Below are 15207 nucleotides of genomic sequence, written 5' to 3' on the forward strand. Positions count from 1 at the left end.
GTCTGTTTGGATCAGTTGTCGGTTGCGGAGTCGAACAGGCGGTTGGCGCGCTGCTGGAAGTCGACGTTCTGCCATCCGCCGGGGTGGTGGGGCGCTGAGTTGGAGCCTGGCAGCGTCCCCCAGTAGCCAAGGTCCGCGCAGGAGCGCACGGCTTCGAGGGCGAACTCCTGTCCGGCGGGACCGTCTTCGAACCCGGCTTCGAGCGGGGTGTACCCGATCCAGCCCTCGCCGATCACGGCCGGCACTCCATGCCGGCGGGCCCAGGCGCTCACGGCGCGGAGCCGGGCGGAGAGGCCCTCGCGCATCGCCGCTGCGTGCTCCTGGTAACGGCGGTAGAGCCAGTCGTCCCATTTGACGGGGTCGACCCAGTCATAGGTGTAGAACATGCTCGGGGAGATCCCCGTCGCGGCCAGCCGCCAAGGCTCCACGTGCCCGGTCCAGGAATCGAAGTCCGGTGCGTCGTCCCTGAGCAGTGTCTTCAGCTCGGGTGTGGGGAACAGCGGCGGCTGTGACCGCACTTTCGCCCAGTCCTCCAGGGCGCCGAGCACCCCGTAGAGGTAGAAGTGATGGTGCGCGACCTGGGCGTTCCCGGGCATCGAGGTCAGGTCCAGGTACGGCGGGATCCCGTAGCAGGCAGTGGAGAGGACGTCGGGGTAGGCGTCCTGGAGGATTTCCAGCGCCCGTTCCAGGTACGGTTTCTGGGCGTGGAAGGTGTCCTCCCCCGGACCCGTCACCTCGGTGAGCCGGGAGAGGTCGACTTCGTTGTGGACCTCGACGTACGCGACCCGGTCGAGCAGCCCATGCTTCTGGAGGAAGTCGAGCAGCCGGACCTCGGCCTCGGCGAGTGCCTGATGCCTGCGGTCCGGCGGGATCGCGGTGAGGGCGTCGTGCCAGGTGGGCGTTTCGAGGAAGGCCGGGCTCTGCTGGTACTCCCAGGAGGAGACGATGACGTACACGTCGTGGCGCCGGGCTGCCTCGAAGAGCGCGAGGAGGTGTTCTTTCAGGTCCAGGACTGCTCCTCCCTGGACGTTGTACCAGCGGGTGCCCTCGCCGACCGAGTCCCCGACGGCGGCGAACCGCAGGGTGCTGGTGTCGATGCCGTGCTCTCCGAAGAGGAGGATCGGGGCGGCGCAGATCCGGATCGTGTTGTAGCCTCGATCCACGAGCTCCCGGAATGCCCGGTCGAGGTCCTCGAAGGGCTCCCCTGGCGTGGTCTGGGTGTACCAGCTGAAGTCCCAGAGGCAGATCCGGAGCCTGTCCGGCAGATGTGCGGGCAGTCTGAGGGGAGTGTTCGGCGGTGTCATCCTTTGACGCTTCCTTCGGTGAGGCCTGCGCGCCAGAAGCGCTGCAGGCTGATGATGGCGATCATGATCGGGACTACGGAGAGCAGGGAGCCTCCGACGGTGAGCTGGTAGAGCTCGGGGTGCCGGTCGGCGACGCTCTGCCAGCTGACCAGTCCGAGGGTGATCGGATAGAGATTCTGGTCGGAGAGCATCACCAGCGGAAGGAAGAAGTTGTTCCAGATGCCCACGAACTGGAAGAGGAACACGGTCACCGCTGCGGGCATCATGAGGCGCAGGACCAGGCCGGTGAAGATCCGGATTTCCCCGGCCCCGTCCAGCCTCGCGGCTTCCAGCAGGGTGTCCGGGACCGCTGCCGTGGCGTAGATCCGTCCGAGGTACACGCCGAAGGGGCTGACGAGGGACGGGAGGAGGACCGACCAGAGCGTGTTGACGAGTCCGAGCTGGGACATGAAGAGGAACAGGGGAAGGGCGAGTGCGGTTCCTGGGATCATCACGCCGGCGAGCACGATGTTGAACACCGTCTCGCGGCCGCGGAACGGGAATTTCGCCAGGCAGTAACCGGCGGCGATCGCCGTTAGGGTTGCTCCGAGGGCGCCCAGCCCGGAGTAGAGCAGGCTGTTGAGCGCCCAGCAGAGGTAGATCCCGTCGTCGCGGGCCAAGACACGTCCGAGGTTCTCCAGCAGCTGTGGATTCTGCAGGAGAAGCCCGGAAGATCCGAAGAGGTCTCCTGTGTCCTTGGTGGAGGCGATCAGGAGCCAGTAGAGAGGGAAGAGGAAGTAGAGGGCTACGACGGCCAGGACTGCAGGGGTGAGGACTCTGGCCGCGGTCTTCCGGCGACGCAGAGACCGTGCGGAGACGCTGGGGGCGGTCGGAGGGAGGCTGCGGACGCCGGCTCGGGACCGCAGCGACGGAGGGGCGCTCATGATGGCCTCCTTCGGGAGACGAGCTTGAGGAAGCCGAACGAGAAGACGCAGGCCACTGCTGCGAGGAGCACGGATTCGGCGGCGGCCTGATTGTTGTTGTTGTTCGTGAAGGCCTGCGTGAAGGCGGACATGTTCGGCGTGAAGTCGGCGGTGATCGAGCCGGTGAGTGCCTTGAGCACTAGGGGCTCGGCGAAGAGCTGCAGAGTCCCGATGATCGTGAACACGGTCGTCAGGATGATGGCGGGCCAGATGAGGGGGATCTTGATGCGGGTGATGACCTGCCAGGCGTTGGCACCGTCGATCTGGGCGGCTTCGAACAGATCTGCGTCGATCGATTTGAGCTGGGCGACGACGACGAGCATGTTGTAGCCCGCGTACTGCCACGTGACGATGTTGGCGATCGACCACAGGATCGTGCCGGCGCCCAGGAAATCGAAGTGGAGCCCGGCCGCGGAGCCGAACCCGGTCAGGGGCGAGAGCCCCGGGGTGTAGAGGAAGCCCCACAGGATCGACGCGATAACGCCGGGCACCCCGTACGGGAGGAAGTAGGCGGAGCGGAAGAAGCGGACCCATCGCGCCGACGCCGCGTCAAGCAGGAGCGCGAGTGTCGTCGCGAGGGCGATCATCAACGGCACCTGCACTGAGGCAAAGAGCAGCACGCGGCCGATGCTGGACATGAATTCGGGGTCCTGCAGGGCCGAGGCATAGTTCGCCCCTCCCGCGAAGACCGTATCCGCTCCGCCCTCGCCGAACGCGCCCGAACGTTGGATCTTGGTCAGGCTGTCGAATACCGCGTAGCCGATCGGCACAACGACCGTGAACAGGAACAATGCACAGAAGGGGCCGAGCAAGCCCAGGACGGCAAGCCGGCGCCTGGTTTTCGTGGACTTCACCACGCATTCCTTTCGTTGTCCGGGGACCGGCCCGGCGGGCCGGTCCCCGGGGATGGTTACTGGCCGGCGCGGACCTTGAGGCCCTTGGCCTGCAGATCCGCGACGGTATCCTTCTGGGCCGCCTTGACAGCGTCTACGAACGTCCCGTTGCCAGCCAACGCAGCGGCGAAGCCGTCGTTGAGGTGGGTGTAGGTGCTGGCCGTCGTCGGGCTCCAGCCCCAGCTGTTGTTGACTGCCTGGTCGGAGGCCCTGAACACGTCACGGTTGGCGTTCTGCCCGCCGAGGAACGGATCGGGCTGGTCAAGGGCGGTCCCGTCGAGACCGTTCTTCACGGCAGGCCATCCGTACCCGCCGGCAATCAGCAGGTTGATGCTGTCCTTGTTGGTATTGAGCCAGAGGGCAAACTTGGCGGCCGCCGCCGCGTTCCTCGTCCCCTTCAGAACGGCCGTGGACGAACCTCCCCAATTGGCCGAGGCGAAGGAACCGCCCGTGGACCACTGAGGCATAGGAGCGACCTGCCACTTGCCCGAGGTCGCGGGGGCGTTGCCGGAGAGGATGGACTCTCCCCACTGGGCCGACGGCCACGCCACGATGTTGCCCTTCTGCAGGTCGCTGTACCAGCCGTTCGAGAAGTCGGGCTCAGTGGAAATCAAGCCCTGCTTGCGCAGGTCGTCCCAGTACTGGGCCACCTTGAGTGTCTCGGGCGAGTCGATATTGACCGTCCAGGTGTCCCCGTCGAGGCCGAACCACTTCGCACCCGCCTGCCACGCAAGGGAGCCGAACCAAGCCGAGTTGCCCGGCGGAAAGGTGTTGATTGTCTTGGACGGATCCGCCTGGTGGATCTTCTTCGCGGCCGCCGCGTATTCATCCCAGGTCTTTGGCGCTTGCAGGCCAAGGGAATCGAAGATGTCCTTGCGGTAGTACAGGCCCATGGGCCCGGACGCCTGGGGCACCGCATAGACGTGTCCGTTGTAGGTGGACTCGGACAGCTGCCAGCCCACGAAGTTGTCCTTCTGCTCGTCCATGCCCAGTGGGCCCAAGTCGACGAGGTCGTTCTCAAGCACGAACTGAGGCAGCTCCTGATATTCGACCTGGGCCACGTCCGGGGCCCCTGTACCCGCCTTGAGCGCCGCGAGCATCTTCGCGTAGGTTCCATTGGACCCGGCTGGGGTGGTGTCGAGGGTGACGTGGATGTCCGGGTTCTGCTGATTCCAGAGCGCAACCGCCTTGTCGATCCCGGGCACCCACGACCAGAAGGTGATATCCGCCTTCTGGCTCTGGGCCGACGCGGCCGGCGACGCAGCGCCGCCGCTGCACGCCGAAAGGCCGAGCACGGCTGCCGAGGCTGCGGCGACAATCGCGGCGGCCAGTCTTCTTCGATTCTTCATGGGCTCCTCCTTGAGATCCGGTGTTCCTACAACGTTATGTCCGGCAAACCCGGAGAAAAAGCTCGAACAAACGGAATACATGGACAAAACGCCGAAGCCGTTGCCAATGGAAACAAGGAAGGATTGCCCGGCTGGAGACAAGCCGATGAAACGACCCTCGTCGAATCCCCCACGTTCTGCACCGCACGGACTCACCTCCGCTGCCTTCGTCTGAGCTTGCTATTTAACCTCGTGTCGGAGGATGAGGTCGGTGGTAGTGGGTGCAGTCCAGACTTACGGACGCGTCGGCCAAGGCCGGGTTGCCGTTCTCGTTCTCGTTCAGGGACCAGTCAACACCGTCGAAGCGGTCCGCTCCGCGCCTGGAGAAGGCCCGGCAGAGATCGCCCTTGTCATGGCCAAGGATGTTGATAGTGAAGCTGAGTGCTGCCTTCAGCCGGGGCCAGGTCGTTGAACTGACATCGACAAAAAAGGTCACCAAGGTCGGGGACAGGGAGACCGAGGTGAAGGAACCCACCGTCATCCCGACCGGGCCCTCGTCGGTCATGGCCGTCACGATCGCGACGGGTGTCGGAACGTACTTCATGGCACGACGGAATACCTGAGGGTCCACGGCCTGGGCGGTTTCGAATGGTGCTCGATGGACCGCCCAGGAACCGTCGAGGAGGTCTCCGCCGCCGTAGCCTTCACCGCGTCGGAGGAAGCATCCTCCCTAACAGGACAGGTCATCAGCGTAAACGGCGGCAGTTCGATGCAGTAGCGGCACGAGGAGATGGTCTCGCCCCGCCGCCGGCCCTTGGCGGCCAGTCCTTTCTTTCCGGGTTATGCAGGACAAACTCGCGGTTCGGCCTCATGGTCTATCTGGCCTCCCCCGATCACGTCGAGCCACATCTTTTCTGCCGGCGACGCGGCCATCATTGACTAGTTTGACGACGGGGCGCTGGACCGCGAAAACGCGATTGCCATTGCGGCCCCTTGACCCGGACTTCCAGGTGCGGCTCCGCTTCGCCGGGAGCTCCGGCCCCGAAAAGGCGCTCGAATTGGTGCGGATCGAACTGGCCTACCGAAGGGAACGCGAGGCCAGCATTGACAGGACCCTCGACGAAGTACTGGTCAGCTCCGATGCCACCGCAGAGGAGCGACAATGGTCCAAGGAGTGGTTCCTGATGCAGAACGAACGCGGACACTACATGGTGTCCAACCTCATCGCATGGCTCGAATCAACGGAACGACGGCTCCAGACACTCATCGGGAAGACGTCCTAAGGACAATCATGATCGAGGACCACGGGACATATGGCGCCACGGCCGGGAGCTGTTGTGCCGCGCCGCGGCAGGACAACGCAACGGGACGGGCCAATCGAACAGAACGGGCCGACGTCGGACGCTTCCTTCCGGTCGCCGCCGTCAACGGCGGCGCCTCCGCGGGAGCTTCGCCGGCCCTGCACGAGGACGTGCTGATTCCCGGTGGCGTGTTCGCGATGGGCGATGCTTTCGGCGAGGGATACCCGGCCGACGGCGAGACCCCGGTGCACGACGTGCGCCTGGAGGCGTTCCGGATCGACGCAGCGGCTGTCACCAACCGGATGTTCGCCGCGTTTGTCGAGGACAGCGGCTACCGCACCGAAGCCGAGCAGCACGGAACCTCAGCCGTGTTCCACCTGCTCGTGCGGGCGCCCGTGGGCGAGATCCTCGGGGCCGCCGCCGGGCGCCCCGTGGTGGCTGAACGTCCGCGGCGCCGACTGGGCCCACCCGGCCGGACCGGATTCACACTGGAGCACGACGCCGGAACACCCCGTGGTGCACGTCTCCCACCACGACGCCCTGGCCTACTGTGCCTGGGCCCGGCGCCGACTGCCCACCGAAGCCGAATGGGAGTACGCCGCCCGCGGCGGGCTCGCCGCCAAACGCTACGCCTGGGGCGATGCACTCACCCCCGGACGCGAGCACCGCTGCAACATCTGGCAAGGCACCTTCCCCACCCTCAACACCGAAGAAGACGGCCACCTCGGCGCCGCAACCGTGAAATCCTTCCCGCCCAACGGCAACGGACTCTACGAAATGGCCGGAAACGTCTGGGAATGGTGCGCGGACTGGCCCCTGCCCAAGTACTACCGCAACTCCCCCGCGCACAATCCCCAAGGCCCCACCATCTGCGCCGGCCGGGTCATACGCGGCGGCTCCTACCTCTGCCACGACTCCTACTGCAACCGCTACCGCGTCGCCGCCAGAACCTCCAACACCCCCGAATCCTCTAGCGGCAACTGCGGCTTCCGCACCGCAGCCAACATCTAGCCTTCGAAAAACGGAACGCACCTTGACAGAAACCCGCCCAGAGCAGACTCTCACACGCCTCCTTGCCCGGATCCTGTGAGCTGTCGTGGAGGCAACGAACCCGACCCCGGTTTAACGCTCGATCGGAAGGCGGGCGGACGCAACGGACAGTGGAAGATTGTCCGCGAGGACGGGCGGGACTGGGAACCCTACAACATCCGTGCTGACCGATCCGAGCTGCACAACGTGACGGCGGACCATCCCGCAGGCATCGAACCCGCGGCAATCCTCGGGAGGAGAAATCATGAACGCTGGGCTCAAGACGGCCACGGGGCGGAGGGTGTCGGCTCACAACGCACTTGGCGCCGTCCAATGGGCGGCAATCAGTTTCTTCTGTGGAAGAAGGTGGCGGGCGCATCGGTTCCTTGCCCAGGTTCTACCGTCCGAGGATTCTCGAGAACAGTGCTGGGATCGGGAGCCCTGTGAGTAAGCTTCCACTGAAAGAGCCACGCTGGCGGCGCGAAGGCGAGATGCCGGACTACCGGTTCTCACTCGCCAACGAGCGCACCTTCCTGGCTTGGATCCGCACCTCGATGGCGAACCTTGCAGGCTCTATTGCGATCGACCAACTCACCCCGCAAATCGCCCCCACACCGATCCGAATTTTCCTTTGTCTAGCCGTCGCCGTGATCGGCGCGCTCTTGGCCATCGAGGCGTACCGTCGCTGGTCCCTTCAGGAGCAGGCGATGCGCAAGAAGCGCGAGCTCCCACACGCCTGGCCGCTTGGGCTAATGGCTATTGTCGTCGCGGCCGTCGCTGCCGTCATCGCTGCTCTGATTCTCCTGGCCCGATGACTACCCCTGTCCGGGACCCCGGGCTCCAACCCGAGCGGACATCTGTAGCGTGGCGCCGAACCATGCTGGCTATGACCGTCTCCGGCCTCTTCATCGGGCACGCCTGGACCACCGCCCTGACCCGCCATGGCGGAAACATCGACGGCCGTGCCTTCGGACTCGGCATCGCAGCCGCGGTGGCAGTCGCAGCAACGGCGATCATCGCCGGCTGCGTCCTCAAGCGAAGCCACGTCCTTCGCACGGGCACCCCTCCCCCGTCCGCAGCCCCCACCCTAACCGTGACTCTGGCACTGCTTGCTCCCGCCGCGGTGACCTGCCCCTCGATCTTGCTGGGCAAGCGAACCGAAACCTCCCTGCAAGGACACAGCGGATACAGTGTGACCCCGCGCGCATAGGTCTTTGTGGTCGACTCGCCAGCATCACGCCCGAACCGCAAATACCGCAGTTATGCATCCGCCACAGACATGACCAGCAGGTCCTCGCCGATCACTGGGCAATCGGGCCCCGAGAGTACCTGGGAAACGAGGCCGTCCGCCGCGCCCCTGCTGGTGGACCTCCATGTAGGTTTCCTCCGAATAGCTCTGCCCTTCAGACCCTGGCGCCGGAGTGCAGTTGCCTATTGCGTGGCGGGCAACTCGTCACTACGGCCATCGGATCGGATTCGGGGAGTATCCCGTCGTCAGCGCAGACGGAACCCCTCCCTTCGTCTCGATTTCCAGTTTGCCGGCCCGGAAGGTGCAGGCTCAGCCGCAGCCGCAGCTTTCGCGGAGCACGATCTTGACCGGCAGCTCTCTTGCGACGGGTCTCGTGCTGGGACCGGAGGCCTCATCGATGAGGATCGACGCCGCTTCGCATCCGAGGGCGAACATCGGCTGCCTGATTGTAGTCAACGTAGGCCGGCTGACCAGGCCGGCAACCAGACCGTCGAAGCCGGTCACTGCTACCTGACCTGGAACGTCGATGCCTGCTTGGGAAAGCGCATCCATGTAGAGAAGAGCCTCTGCGTCCATGGAGCAGACCAATGCTTGGGGTAGCTCGTTCTTGGCCTCCAGCTCTTGAATCGTTCGGCGTACATCCTGGATGGGGTCTTGCTCGTCCGGCGTAGGAATCGTGCGTACAGGCAAGCCAGCCTCGATCATGGCATCGGTGTAGCCCTTGTATCGGTGCTCTTTGTCGGGGAAGCCGAGTGGCCCCACAAACGCGATGTCCCTGAGGCCGTGGTGCTGGATCAGGTGTGCAGTCAGTGACTTCATGGCCGCCGCATTATCCACCGAAACGCGGTGCAGGCCGTTGTCCTCGATGGGATTCGATAATTCAACCACAGGCATCTGCTTGGAGATTAGGCGCAGCATTTCGCCACTGAGGGTGTTCGGGAACACGGCCACCCCGTCCACGCGGCTAGCGACTTCGGCGATGTCGGCCTCGGTGCTGGCGTTGTTGCCTTCGCCGACTATCACGACGTAGCCTCGCCGGCGGCATTCCATCTCCAGGCCGCGTTGGACTTCGTCGTGATACAGCGGAAACAGTCGGAAGTCTTCGTTGGGATCATCCGGAAAACCGGTTTCCACCGCTTCCCGGGAAACACCGCCGGCTGGCTGGGATGAGGCATTTCTTACCGCCTCGGTTCCGGCGTGCCCAACGGGGTCAAGGGCAAACAGTCCGATTGCGCCGGCCTTCCCTCGCACGAGGGCGCGTGCGCTGGCGCTGGGCATGTAACCCACTTCCCGTGCCGCCTCCACGACGGTTATGCGTGTGGATTCCTTGATCTTGTGAGGCTGTCGGAATGCGAAGGACACGGTCGCGATCGATACGCCTGCCCGTTCGGCGACGTCGTATAAGGTGGGGCGCTTGGTCATATGAACTCCCTCGTTACAGCAAGATGTTACAGCAAATTTAAGCGTTTAAATTTTTTTGGTCAAAACTCTTCCCATCCGATGGCAAGTGAGTTTTACTAGATAGAAATCTTGGCTGCGATACCCGGAATATCCACTCCGTATCGCGAAGTCAGCCCCCACAGGATGCCTAACAAGGCGGTCGGACTGTGGCTGAATCACCGTGGGAAGCGGTGTTGGGCCTGCTGTCAGCGGGCACCGCGCTTCGCCTCCTGCGGGACTCGAACCATCTGGCGAGTGCCGGGTGAATTACGGGCCAAGAAACCGTGCCATTTAGTTCAGCAACCCAGCCCCAGGGCGGGCCGTATCGACTGAATGAGGTCGCCGGCGCAGATCTGCCGGTAACTGGTTCACCAAGCCGGTGGGTTCGTTGTACCCAACGCCGGCGGCCCTGAGTTGAAGAAAGCAGGAGAGACACATGATCAAGTTCCGCACCGTATCGACGGCGGGCCCGGAAGGGCCAGCCGTCATCGATCCCACAGGGAGGCGTTCTCGTGTAGTTCATGGCTCACCCGACGTCCCCACGGGAGAACGACGGTGATCGAGTTTGACGGGGTTACCAAGGTATTTCCGGACGGCACCACCGCGGTAGACAACCTCGATCTGATGCTGCCCTCCGGGAAGATCACAGTCTTTGTTGGCCCTTCCGGATGCGGAAAGACCACGTCCCTTCGGATGATCAACCGCATGGTCGAGCCCACGTCCGGTCGCATCCTGATCGATGGCGCAGATGTCATGTCCCAGGATCCTGCCGTGATGCGTCGATCGATCGGATACGTCATCCAACATGCCGGACTGTTTCCCCACAGGACGATCGCGGAGAACATCGCAACGGTGCCAAGACTGTTGGGCGTGAACAGGAGCGACGCCATGCGCGCCGCCATTGAGTTGATGGCTCGGGTGGGGCTCCCCAGCAGTTTTGCCACGCGGTACCCTGTCCAGCTTTCCGGTGGACAACAGCAACGCGTCGGCGTGGCACGGGCACTGGCCTCCGATCCGCCGGTGCTGCTCATGGATGAACCGTTCAGCGCCGTCGATCCGATCGTCCGGGAGGAGCTGCAGACGGAGTTCCTCCGTCTGCAGCGTGAGATCGGCAAGACGATTGCCTTGGTCACCCACGACATCGACGAGGCCATCAGGTTGGGTGACCACATCGCGATCTTCCGCGAACAAGGCCACCTTGCCCAGTTCGCCACACCGCAGCAGCTGCTCGAAAACCCCGCGAACGAGTTCGTCGCCACCTTTGTCGGACGCGATCGCGGATTCCGCAGCCTTTCCTTTGAAACTGCACGGGATTTGGTCATCGAATCCCTTGACTCACTCGAAGGAAGGGGGCTGGCTCTAGTCGTTGATGAACGCCAGCGACCGGTGGGATGGGCGGGTCCCGGGATCGGATCAACCAGTCACCCTTCCGCCATCAGTGGCACGTTCGCAGAGTCTGATTCCTTGCGTCAGGTAACGGACGTCGTCATCAGCTCGCCGGTAGGACTGGCCGTCCGCGTGAACGAAGCCGGCGTCGCCGACGGGGTGCTGTCCTACGAAGGGCTGTTCGAGCAGCTAGGAAAACGCCGCCTCCACAAGGTAAGGACAACGCTGTGATCCAGTATCTCCAAAACAACCAGGCCGTAGTCCTCCAGGCCCTGCTCCAGCACGTGATTCTGGCACTCGTTCCCCTCGCGATCGGCGTCCTGGCCGCCTTGCCGTTGGGCTACCTGGCGGTCAGATTCAACCGGCTTTATCAACCGGTGACAAACCTGACCGGGGTCATCTACGCCGTCCCCTCCCTTGCCCTGTTCGTCGTCCTACCCGGGCTTATCGGGACCAAGATCCTGGATCCGATCAACATCGTGGTCGCACTGGCCATCTATACAGCGGCACTCATGGTGCGGGTGGTCGCAGACGGGCTCCGGTCCGTCGATCCGACCGTGACCCAGGCGGCAACAGCGATGGGCTACCGCAGACTGAAGCGTCTTTTCAGTGTCGAACTACCGATGTCCCTGCCGGTCACCTTGGCCGGCCTGAGAGTTGCAGCTGTGTCCAACATCAGCATAGTCAGCGTGGGAGCCCTGATCGGAGTCGGTGGCCTCGGAGGCCTTTTCACACGGGGTCTGCAACTGCACTACCTGGAACCCGTCATTGTGGGAGTCGTCCTGTCGATTGCTCTGGCCGCCGTCTGTGACCTGGCAATCGTTGCTCTCCAAAGAAGACTCACGCCCTGGACCCGGCTTGGAGGGAAGACCCGATGAGCGCCAACAGAAGCGATATTCCCTGGTTGTTCAACCCCGCCAACTGGACGATTGGTCCCGAGGGCAACTTTCCGGCCCTTATCGGCGCACACCTGCAATACACATTCATTGCCTTGGCGATAGCCGCCGCCGTGGCAATCCCTGTCGGTCTGTACATCGGTCACACCAACAGGTTCGCGTTCCTGGCAATCAATGTCGGAAATGCCGGCCGCGCGCTACCGACGTTCGGCCTCATCAGCTTGCTCGTCATCATCATGGGACTGGGCGAAACACCCGTCATGATCGCTCTCGTCGTCTTGGCAATCCCTCCCATCCTGACCTCAACATACGCCGGCCTTCAGGCCGTTGACCGTGCAACCGTTGACGCAGCCCGCGGCATGGGCATGCGAAACCTGCAAGTCCTCCTTCGTGTCGAGGTTCCCATCGCCCTGCCACTGATTATCGGCGGGTTCAGGAGCGCAGCCCTGCAGGTCATTGCCACCGCGACGGTAGCGGCCTACGTCGGCCTGAGCGGATTGGGACAACCCCTCATCTACGGCCTGAGCCTGAACCAATACGATCGCGTGATTGCCGGAGGAGTGCTCGTCGCCGCACTGGCGATTGTCATCGACCTCGCCTTTGAGACGCTCCAGAAATATCTGGTTTCGCCCGGCGTCACGGGACGGGCACTAAGCAACTCAAAGAACCAGAAGAAACCATCCGGTCTTAACAAGACACCCGTCCGGGACATACTTCCCGCGGCGATAACTGAGAGGTAATTCAAGATGTCATTCAAGAAATACGCGGCGGCCGGAGTTGCCGTCTTGATGGGGACCGCTCTGGCAGGCTGCGCGGGAAATCCGATGGCAGCGGACACGGCCAACGCGTCCTCAACGTCAGTCACCATCGGTTCGGCAGCATTCCCCGAGAGTGAGCTGCTGGGCGAAATCTACTCCCAGGCGCTGGAAGCCCAAGGAGTAAGCGTCAAGCGAAACTTCGACATAGCCGCGCGCGACATCTACCTCGCGGCCTTGAAGGACGGCTCCATCGACCTTCTTCCTGAATACACCGGCGCGCTCTACTCATCCTTGGTCAAGGGTGGCGCGCCAGAAGGCGTAACCACCTCGGACCAGGTGTACAAGGCTTTGCAGGGAGTCCTCCCGGAGGGCACACAGACACTGAACATGTCCGCCGCCGAGGACAAAGACACCCTCGCCGTAACTCCCGCAACCGCTCAGAAGTACAACCTCAAGTCGATCACTGACCTCGCCCCGGTAGGCAACGAGCTGACTGTTGGCGCGGGCGCCGGATGGGACGAGACCTATGTCGGCCTCGTCGGGCTCAAGAAGGTCTACGGCATCGACTTCAAAGGATTCAAGGGACTTGACTCGGGCGGTCCACTCACCCTCGGCGCGCTCCTGAACGATCAGATCCAGGTCGCCAACATCTACTCGACCGATGCTTCCATCGAATCACAGAAGCTTGTCGTCCTTGATGACCCCAAGCATCTCTTTGCCGCCGAAAACATCGTCCCGCTCATTCGGAAAGAAAAGGCAACACCAGCGGTTTCCGACGCCTTGAACTCCGTCTCAAAGGCGCTCACCACCGAAAACCTGACCAAATATCTCGCCGAAGTCACCGTCGACAAGAAGGACACCGCCTCGGTCGCGAAAGAATTCCTGACCGACGCCGGCATCAAGCACTAATGCGGTTCGTCGTTGCTCCGCCCACCAGGGCGGAGCAACGAGGCCGCAGCGAACGACCCTTTTCACCCAGATTGGACTTCCATGGAAACGACCCCCGAGTACGCAGTCGACCTCATCACCTTCTACCACCCATCCTTCTGGGGCGTGGGCAGCTACGACGACATCATGGCACTGCGGCACAAGGACCCTGTCGCGCTCTGGACAAAGATCCTTGACGCCCTGAACGAGGCCGGAATGTCATCGTTTGAAATGACCTTCCCCCCGGCAGACAAGTCCTCGGCCATCGATGCTTTCGGGTCCGTCAAGGGCTTCCGCGACGAGCTCACGGCACGGGGACTCAAGCTCAAGAGCAGCTACCATTCCGGATCGGGCTGGACCCCCGGGGCCGACCTTGGCGCAGAACTGAACAAAGCCGAAGAACTCGCAGAATTCGTCGCTGATGCCGGAGGCGACACGCTCGTCGTCGGACTTCCCATGCGAAACTCCCGCGATGCGGCTCCTCCCTTCTTTGTCGATGCCAAGTTTGCAAGCGCCGTGGCCGACATTGCCCATGTTGTCGGAGACGCAACCCAGCGGAAAGGCGTCAAGACAGCCCTCCACACGGAGGCACACTCCACCTTCTGCACCCGCCGCGACATTGATCTGATTCTCACCCTGACAGACCCCGAATATGTGTACTTCTGCCCCGATACCGCGCACATCACACTCGCCGGGGGCGATGCAATTGACGTCGTCGCCCCGCACGCGGAACGCGTCGTCATCGCGCACTGGAAAGACGCCCTCGGACGCATGCCGGCAGGGTTTCCAATCGACCATTCGACCATCCACAATCAGCACCAGGACTACATGTGCGCGCTCGGGTCCGGCGTCGTGGACTGGCCCAATTGGGCCAAGTTGTACGAACAGACGGAAGGCCGAGGGGTTCGACTCCTCGAACTCGATGCCGTCGCATCGCCAATTGCCGAGATGAAAGCCGCCAAGTCCTTTCTTGAACTGAACGGCATCTAGCGGGCTGGCCGCAGAACGCCATATGCGCTTTTGTCCGAACCTCTCGCGCGCCGTCCCGAGACGATCCGTCGGCAGTTCCCTCTGCAGGCCAAAAACAATCCACGAGAGCCAATAGCACGCCAGTGCCGGGCGCCAGGAATACCCCTTGCGTGGGTGACAATACCGGACCACCGCACGCGTCGGCTCAACGACCCCGCGGACCCAGGAACCGGACGCCTCCCCGCCGCTTCATCGGCCGGCTAGCCCCGCATCGAGACACCTACTCCAACCCGACACCCCCGAGGAGAATCCACCTTATGACTTCCCCCGATCACTCAATCCAGTCGTACACGCACCAAAATGCCATGCGCGAAGACGCCCCGGGCACCATAGCGGACATCCGTTACACCGCTGCAAACGCCGGAGCACGCAAAGGCCCAGTGGGTGTCGCCGTCATCGGCGCAGGCAACATCAGCAAGGCTTACCTGGACAACCTGACGGTCTTCCCGGACCTGGAGGTCCTCGTGATCGCGGACCTCTTCGAGGAAGCCGCGGAAGCGCGGGCCAAGGAATACGGCATCCCGGAATGGGGCGGCGTGGACGCGGCCCTGAACCATCCCGACGTCGAGATCATCGTGAACCTGACCATCCCGGCCGCCCACGTCGAGGTGGCCACCGCGGCCGTCAACGCCGGCAAGCACGTCTGGACCGAGAAGCCGTTCTCCCTGGACCGCGAATCCGGCCTGGCATTGTTGAAGACGGCCG

Annotated in this window: 16 protein-coding genes and 1 pseudogene; 11 read left to right on the forward strand and 6 right to left on the reverse strand. The window is 63.3% G+C overall.

Features of this window, described 5'->3' with window-relative positions; translation table 11 throughout:
- Positions 1-11: 11 nt before the first annotated feature.
- The 5 genes from AB4Z38_RS23185 to AB4Z38_RS23205 all read right to left on the reverse strand — a co-directional run bounded on the left by AB4Z38_RS23185 (position 12) and on the right by AB4Z38_RS23205 (position 5091).
- Positions 12-1304 (reverse strand): cellulase-like family protein, encoded by a 1293-nt coding sequence (locus AB4Z38_RS23185; protein ID WP_441431878.1) that lies wholly within the window; start codon positions 1302-1304, stop codon positions 12-14.
- Positions 1301-2227 (reverse strand): carbohydrate ABC transporter permease, encoded by a 927-nt coding sequence (locus tag AB4Z38_RS23190; RefSeq protein WP_441431879.1) that lies wholly within the window; start codon positions 2225-2227, stop codon positions 1301-1303. Before AB4Z38_RS23190 ends, AB4Z38_RS23185 begins: the two co-directional genes overlap by 4 nt.
- Positions 2224-3120 carry a carbohydrate ABC transporter permease gene (locus AB4Z38_RS23195; RefSeq protein WP_441431880.1) on the reverse strand — a complete coding sequence of 299 codons (897 nt, stop codon included), beginning with the start codon at positions 3118-3120 and terminating at the stop codon, positions 2224-2226. Before AB4Z38_RS23195 ends, AB4Z38_RS23190 begins: the two co-directional genes overlap by 4 nt.
- 56 nt (positions 3121-3176) lie before the next feature.
- The gene (locus AB4Z38_RS23200) at positions 3177-4508 is read right to left on the reverse strand and encodes an ABC transporter substrate-binding protein (RefSeq protein WP_441431881.1); all 1332 of its coding nucleotides are present in this window, start codon (positions 4506-4508) and stop codon (positions 3177-3179) included.
- 223 nt (positions 4509-4731) lie between these two features.
- Positions 4732-5091, reverse strand: coding sequence for a flavin reductase family protein (locus tag AB4Z38_RS23205; RefSeq protein ID WP_441431882.1), 360 nt, complete (start codon positions 5089-5091; stop codon positions 4732-4734).
- Between the two features lie 54 nt (positions 5092-5145).
- Between AB4Z38_RS23205 and AB4Z38_RS23210 the strand changes: the two genes are divergently transcribed.
- The 5 genes and pseudogenes from AB4Z38_RS23210 to AB4Z38_RS23230 all read left to right on the forward strand — a co-directional run bounded on the left by AB4Z38_RS23210 (position 5146) and on the right by AB4Z38_RS23230 (position 8027).
- On the forward strand, positions 5146-5265 hold the full coding sequence (locus AB4Z38_RS23210; RefSeq protein ID WP_441431883.1) for an SDR family oxidoreductase: 120 nt from the start codon (positions 5146-5148) through the stop codon (positions 5263-5265).
- Between the two features lie 205 nt (positions 5266-5470).
- Positions 5471-5770, forward strand: a complete 300-nt coding sequence (locus AB4Z38_RS23215) for a hypothetical protein (RefSeq protein WP_441431884.1) — start codon at positions 5471-5473, stop codon at positions 5768-5770.
- Positions 5771-5778: 8 nt separating this feature from the next.
- Positions 5779-6799: pseudogene (locus tag AB4Z38_RS23220) on the forward strand (formylglycine-generating enzyme family protein).
- A 461-nt stretch (positions 6800-7260) separates the two neighbouring features.
- Positions 7261-7632: a YidH family protein gene (locus AB4Z38_RS23225; RefSeq protein ID WP_441431885.1), complete on the forward strand. Its 372-nt coding sequence runs from the start codon at positions 7261-7263 to the stop codon at positions 7630-7632.
- Complete coding sequence (locus tag AB4Z38_RS23230; protein WP_441431886.1) at positions 7629-8027, forward strand: DUF202 domain-containing protein; 399 nt, start codon at positions 7629-7631, stop codon at positions 8025-8027. The genes AB4Z38_RS23225 and AB4Z38_RS23230 overlap by 4 nt, the downstream gene beginning before the upstream one ends.
- A gap of 348 nt (positions 8028-8375) precedes the next feature.
- On the opposite strand, the gene AB4Z38_RS23235 is transcribed toward AB4Z38_RS23230, so the two are convergent.
- Positions 8376-9488 carry a LacI family DNA-binding transcriptional regulator gene (locus tag AB4Z38_RS23235; protein ID WP_441431887.1) on the reverse strand — a complete coding sequence of 371 codons (1113 nt, stop codon included), beginning with the start codon at positions 9486-9488 and terminating at the stop codon, positions 8376-8378.
- Between the two features lie 573 nt (positions 9489-10061).
- Between AB4Z38_RS23235 and AB4Z38_RS23240 the strand changes: the two genes are divergently transcribed.
- The 6 genes from AB4Z38_RS23240 to AB4Z38_RS23265 form a co-directional block, all read left to right on the forward strand.
- Positions 10062-11123 (forward strand): ABC transporter ATP-binding protein, encoded by a 1062-nt coding sequence (locus AB4Z38_RS23240; RefSeq protein WP_441431888.1) that lies wholly within the window; start codon positions 10062-10064, stop codon positions 11121-11123.
- Positions 11120-11770, forward strand: coding sequence for an ABC transporter permease (locus tag AB4Z38_RS23245; RefSeq protein WP_441431889.1), 651 nt, complete (start codon positions 11120-11122; stop codon positions 11768-11770). The genes AB4Z38_RS23240 and AB4Z38_RS23245 overlap by 4 nt, the downstream gene beginning before the upstream one ends.
- Complete coding sequence (locus AB4Z38_RS23250; protein ID WP_441431890.1) at positions 11767-12528, forward strand: ABC transporter permease; 762 nt, start codon at positions 11767-11769, stop codon at positions 12526-12528. Before AB4Z38_RS23245 ends, AB4Z38_RS23250 begins: the two co-directional genes overlap by 4 nt.
- 6 nt (positions 12529-12534) lie before the next feature.
- Positions 12535-13455, forward strand: coding sequence for an ABC transporter substrate-binding protein (locus AB4Z38_RS23255; RefSeq protein ID WP_441431891.1), 921 nt, complete (start codon positions 12535-12537; stop codon positions 13453-13455).
- Between the two features lie 81 nt (positions 13456-13536).
- The gene (locus AB4Z38_RS23260; RefSeq protein ID WP_441431892.1) at positions 13537-14463 is read left to right on the forward strand and encodes a sugar phosphate isomerase/epimerase family protein; all 927 of its coding nucleotides are present in this window, start codon (positions 13537-13539) and stop codon (positions 14461-14463) included.
- Between the two features lie 344 nt (positions 14464-14807).
- Positions 14808-15207 (forward strand): Gfo/Idh/MocA family protein (locus tag AB4Z38_RS23265; RefSeq protein WP_441431893.1); only part of this gene is annotated, 400 nt, incomplete at its 3' end.

The organism is Arthrobacter sp. 2RAF6 (genome assembly GCF_052115205.1).
GTDB lineage: Bacteria > Actinomycetota > Actinomycetes > Actinomycetales > Micrococcaceae > Arthrobacter.